The following is a 4,490-nucleotide window of genomic DNA, read 5'->3' as shown; positions in this document are numbered from 1 at the left end:
GACTCGTGGGGAATCAGGAGCTGCCATGCGTTCTGCACTGGAGCCTCAGTCATTTTGTGGTTCTGGAGAAAATCGATCGTCGAGGAAAGAAGGCGCTGATTCACGATCCATCCGGTGGATCCCGCTGGAGGGATGCTGCAGAGATCTCGGAGCACTTCACCGGCATAGCGGTGGAGTTCGAGCCAACAATCAATTTTACCGAGCGTGCACCGGGCCCGCGGTTACGGATCAGGCAGTTGGTTGGCCAGGTGCGTGGACTGGGAGGCACCGTGGGAAGCCTGATCGGCCTCTCGCTGCTCATCCAGCTACTGGCGTTAGCATCGCCCTTGTTCCTGCAGTGGACCCTGGACAGGGTCGTCGTCTCCGGCGACAAATCTCTGTTGCTCTTGTTGAGCATTGGTTTTCTTGCGTCGTCGGGCATACAGATCGTCCTGACCTATCTTCGCAGCTGGGTCCTTGCCTACCTCTCCTCCAGCGTCGGTCTGCAATGGACGGGCTCGGTCCTTTCGCACCTCCTGCGGCTACCGGTGGCCTACTTCGAATCGAGGGTAAGCGTCCGCCCACGACACCTTCCCACGGCTGCACCGACCCATTGCACTACGCACCTGCCATGACAGGAGCGAGGCGATGGGCAAGAAGGTCAAGGATTCGGGCATCGGCCCAGGGGTTACGGCCTGGTGGCTGGTGGGCGCACCGGTGGATTTTCGATGTGGCGCGGACCGGCTGCTGGTGCACGTGCGCGAGGTGCTGGGTCGGGACCCGCTCGACGGCAGTGCCTACGTGTTCCGCAACCGTCATGCGACCCGGCTGAAGGTGCTGGTGGTCGATGCGCAGGGCGTCTGGCTGTGCATGCGGCGGCTGCACCGTGGCCGGTTTGTCTGGGTGTCGGGCGAGACGCTGTGGTCGCTCAGCCGGGGGCAGTTTTCGTGGCTGTGCGCGGGTGTGGATTGGCAGCGTCTGTCATGTGACACAAGCTCACTGGGCAGGCTCGTTTAGACGGCTACACTCATCGGCATGGATGCTCCCACGCCCGAGGCCATCGACGATATCGACACGCTGCGCCGCATGGTGCGCGAGCGTGAGGCGATGATCGCCGAGCGCGACGTGAGCCTGGCGGCACGTGACGCGGCGATTGCCTCGCACGAGCGCACGCTGCGCGAGCGCGACGCGCTGATCGGCAAGCTCACGCACGAGCTGGCACGCCTGCGCCGGGTGCAGTTCGCGGCCAAATCCGAGCGTATGGACGCCGTGCAGCGCGGTCTGTTCGACGAGGCGATGGCCGAGGACATCGCGGCGGTCGAAGCCCAACTGGAGGCCGCCCAGGCCACGGGCGTCGCCCCGAGGCCCAAGGCACCCCGCCCCGCGCCCACGCGTCGCGCCCTGCCGCCGGAGCTGGCCCGGGTGACCACCATCCACGCGCCGGCCCGCTGCGACTGCGCCACTTGCGGCGCGGCGCTGGTGAAGATCGGCGAGCATGTCAGCGAGAAGCTCGATGCCAAGCCCATCGAGCTGTTCGTGCGCCGCGAGGTCTATCCGCAATACGCCTGCCGCACCTGCCAGACCGTGGTGGCCGAGCCGGTCGCCCCGGCGATCATCGACCGCGGCCTCGCCGCGCCGGGCCTGCTGGCCCAGGTGGTGATCCAGAAGTACGTCGACCATCTGCCGCTGTACCGCCAGGAGGCGATCTACGCGCGCCATGGGCTCACGCTGCCGCGCACCACGTTGGCCGAGTGGATCGGCAAGGTCGGCCTGGCGCTGCAACCGCTGGTCGATGCGCTGCGGGCCCGGCTGCTGGCCGCACCGGTGCTGCATGCCGACGAGACCCCGGTCGCCCAGCTCGATCCGGGCGCCGGCAAGACCCGGCGCGCCTATCTGTTCGTGTACCGAAGTACCGGGCCGCAGCCCATCGTCCTGTTCGACTACGGCCCGACCCGGGCCGGCAAGCACGCGGCCGCTTTCCTGGGCGACTGGAAGGGCGCGCTGATGGTCGACGACTACGCCGGCTACAAGGCGCTGTTCGCCCAGGGCGTCACCGAGCTGGCCTGCTGGGCGCATGCGCGGCGCAAGTTCTTTGACGCCCACGCGATCAGCGGTAGCCCGGTCGCGAAGGAGGCGCTCGAGCGGATCGGGGCGATCTACGCCATCGAGGCCGAACTGCGCACGCTGGATCCCGACGCCCGGCATCGCGAACGCCAACGGTATCTGGCGCCCCGGCTGGCCGCCCTCAAGCGCTGGCTTACCGACCTGCAGCCCAAGGTGCTGGGCAACACCGGCCTGGCCGGCGCCATCGGCTACACGCAGAAGCGATGGGATGCGCTGGCGCGCATCCTCGCCGACGGCCGCCACCCGATCGACAACAACCCGGCCGAGAACGCCATCCGGCCCATTGCGGTCGGGCGCAAGAACTGGCTTTTCGCCGGCTCCGAAACCGCCGGCAAACGCGCCGCCGCCATCATGGGCCTGCTGGCCACCGCCAAGGCCAACGGCCTCGAACCGCATGCCTGGCTGGTCGACGTCCTCACCCGGCTACCGACGACCAAGGACCGCGACATCGCGACGCTATTGCCGCTGGCCTAAGGCGTTTGCAGCCGCGGGTGCAAGGTGCGGTGAGCGGACGCTTACAATCGAGGAATCTCGGGGCATGCTTATTGCGTTTCTTGCGTACAAGGATCAGTTCGCGCAGAAGGCCATCGGCCTGATCGACAAGTTCTCGGACGTCAAGGTGCTGGACGTGCACGCCGACCGTCTCTCCGACATCGTGCTCACGGAGCCGGAATCACTTGTCGGAACCGTGAAACTGGATGCTGAATTGAACGCGGCGCCGCGCCTGGAGGTCGACGTATCGTTCCGTTACGCGGATGGGCTTCCCTTGATCCTGGATGGATGTAAGTTTGAAGTATCGTCGGGAGAATGTATTGCCGTGGTGGGTCCGTCGGGCTGCGGCAAAAGCACGTTGGTCAGGATCCTTGTCGGAATCCTCGAGCCAACTGCCGGCTCTGTGCGACTGGGAGGATTGGACGTCCGCGACATTGGTCTGGAAGCGTATCGAGGCGTCATTGGCGCGGTGATGCAGAACGACGACCTTTTCGCCGGTACGATTGAGGAGAATATCGCGTTCTTTGATCCCTCCCCGGACATCGAGCGCGTCAGGTCGTCTGCGTGCCTCGCTGCCCTGGACAAGGATATTGAAGGGATGCCCATGAAGTACCGGACGCCTGTCGGTGACATGGGTAGCGCCCTTTCAGGAGGGCAGAAGCAGAGAGTGTTGTTGGCCCGAGCGCTTTACCGGTCCCCGCGGATTCTGGTGTTGGATGAGGCAACCAGCCACCTGGACGTGATATCGGAGCGGGCAGTGAATCAGGCAGTCTCTGGTATCCATGCAACACGTATTTTTGTGGCTCACAGGCCCGACACGGTAACGTCGGCTGACCGGGTCATCGTCATGGGTAACGGCCGAATCGAACGGTGCTGTTCACCGGGCGAGTGGCTTGAAAGTATTCGGTCTTCGACAGGCCGTGCAGTTGCAGTATCCGTCGTTTGATCTAACTGAGTTCCTGGGAGACATTATGTTATTGGCCGGTTGGGGCAGGGTAGTTCTTGCAGGTCTTCTGTTAGCGTCGGCGTCGGGTGCCTTTGCTTCGGAGAGTAATGCGAAACTGCAGGCCACAAGGGATGCCGACCAGGCGGAGCGAGCATCGGGTCTGCTTCGCCAGGACTGGAAGTTGCTCGTCAAGCACGACATGGAGCGGCAGGCCCGCGTACGCGAGCTACTTTCGGACGGCAGCGTGGTTACCGCGACGGATTACTACAATGCAGCACTTGTCATGCAGCATGGTCAGTCAGTCAATGATTACCGGCTAGCTAATGCGCTGGCATCCATCGCAGCCCAGCTGGATCCGGAGAATGCAGACGCGAAATGGCTGGCCGCGGCGACGTGGGACCGATTGCTGGAGAGCATGAAGCAGCCTCAGTGGTATGGCACGCAATTCGTGAAGAATTCCGCTGGCAGGGTAGTTCTTTATCCCGTCGCGCCAGGCGCTGTTAGCGATGACGACCGCCGGGCGATGCATGTGCCACCGCTACATCAATCGGAAGAACGTGCCGAAAGGATGAATGCAGGCTCCAACTAGCGCCCGGCCATTGGATTCAAAATGCCTTTTCCAAAAAGTGACCTGATTAGCGTCGAACCTCAGTGGCAAGTCGCGTGATTTGCGACGGCCGCGGAGGATGCTGAAGCCATGTTCACGATGGGAGTGTGAGTCATGGCGATGAATCGTGTGCAGTTTCAGAAGGGCCTGTCGATGGCCGATTTCCAAGCGCAGTACGGGACCGAAGCGAAGTGCCGCCGGGCACTGTACCGGTCGCGCTGGCCGAAGGGGTTCCGCTGTCCGGCGTGCGGCGATCGACGACGTTCGACGTTCCGCCGTGGTGGTCAGCCGTACTACCAGTGCCGCGCCTGCGCGCACCAGGCCACCTTGTTGAGCGGGACG

General features: G+C 64.0%; 6 protein-coding genes. All 6 read left to right on the top strand.

Features of this window, described 5'->3' with window-relative positions; genetic code table 11:
• The coding region (locus tag ACH65_RS18755) for a cysteine peptidase family C39 domain-containing protein (RefSeq protein WP_237561427.1) at positions 1–614 on the top strand (614 nt) is incomplete at its 5' end.
• 13 nt (positions 615–627) lie between these two features.
• Positions 628–996, top strand: coding sequence for an IS66 family insertion sequence element accessory protein TnpB (gene tnpB, locus ACH65_RS03295; RefSeq protein ID WP_049621154.1), 369 nt, complete (start codon positions 628–630; stop codon positions 994–996).
• 69 nt (positions 997–1,065) lie between these two features.
• The gene (gene tnpC / locus ACH65_RS03290; RefSeq protein ID WP_082190123.1) at positions 1,066–2,577 is read left to right on the top strand and encodes an IS66 family transposase; all 1,512 of its coding nucleotides are present in this window, start codon (positions 1,066–1,068) and stop codon (positions 2,575–2,577) included.
• A 64-nt stretch (positions 2,578–2,641) separates the two neighbouring features.
• Complete coding sequence (locus ACH65_RS03285) at positions 2,642–3,541, top strand: ATP-binding cassette domain-containing protein (protein ID WP_053096136.1); 900 nt, start codon at positions 2,642–2,644, stop codon at positions 3,539–3,541.
• Positions 3,489–4,130: a hypothetical protein gene (locus ACH65_RS19605; RefSeq protein ID WP_153242459.1), complete on the top strand. Its 642-nt coding sequence runs from the start codon at positions 3,489–3,491 to the stop codon at positions 4,128–4,130. The genes ACH65_RS03285 and ACH65_RS19605 overlap by 53 nt, the downstream gene beginning before the upstream one ends.
• Before the next feature lie 132 nt (positions 4,131–4,262).
• A partial coding sequence (locus ACH65_RS18750) for a transposase (RefSeq protein WP_202594132.1) occupies positions 4,263–4,490 on the top strand: 228 nt, incomplete at its 3' end.

This window comes from Frateuria defendens, assembly GCF_001182895.1.
GTDB lineage: Bacteria > Pseudomonadota > Gammaproteobacteria > Xanthomonadales > Rhodanobacteraceae > Frateuria_B > Frateuria_B defendens.
Note: the sequence above shows the minus strand (reverse complement) of the source record. Positions and strands in the feature narration are given on the sequence as shown.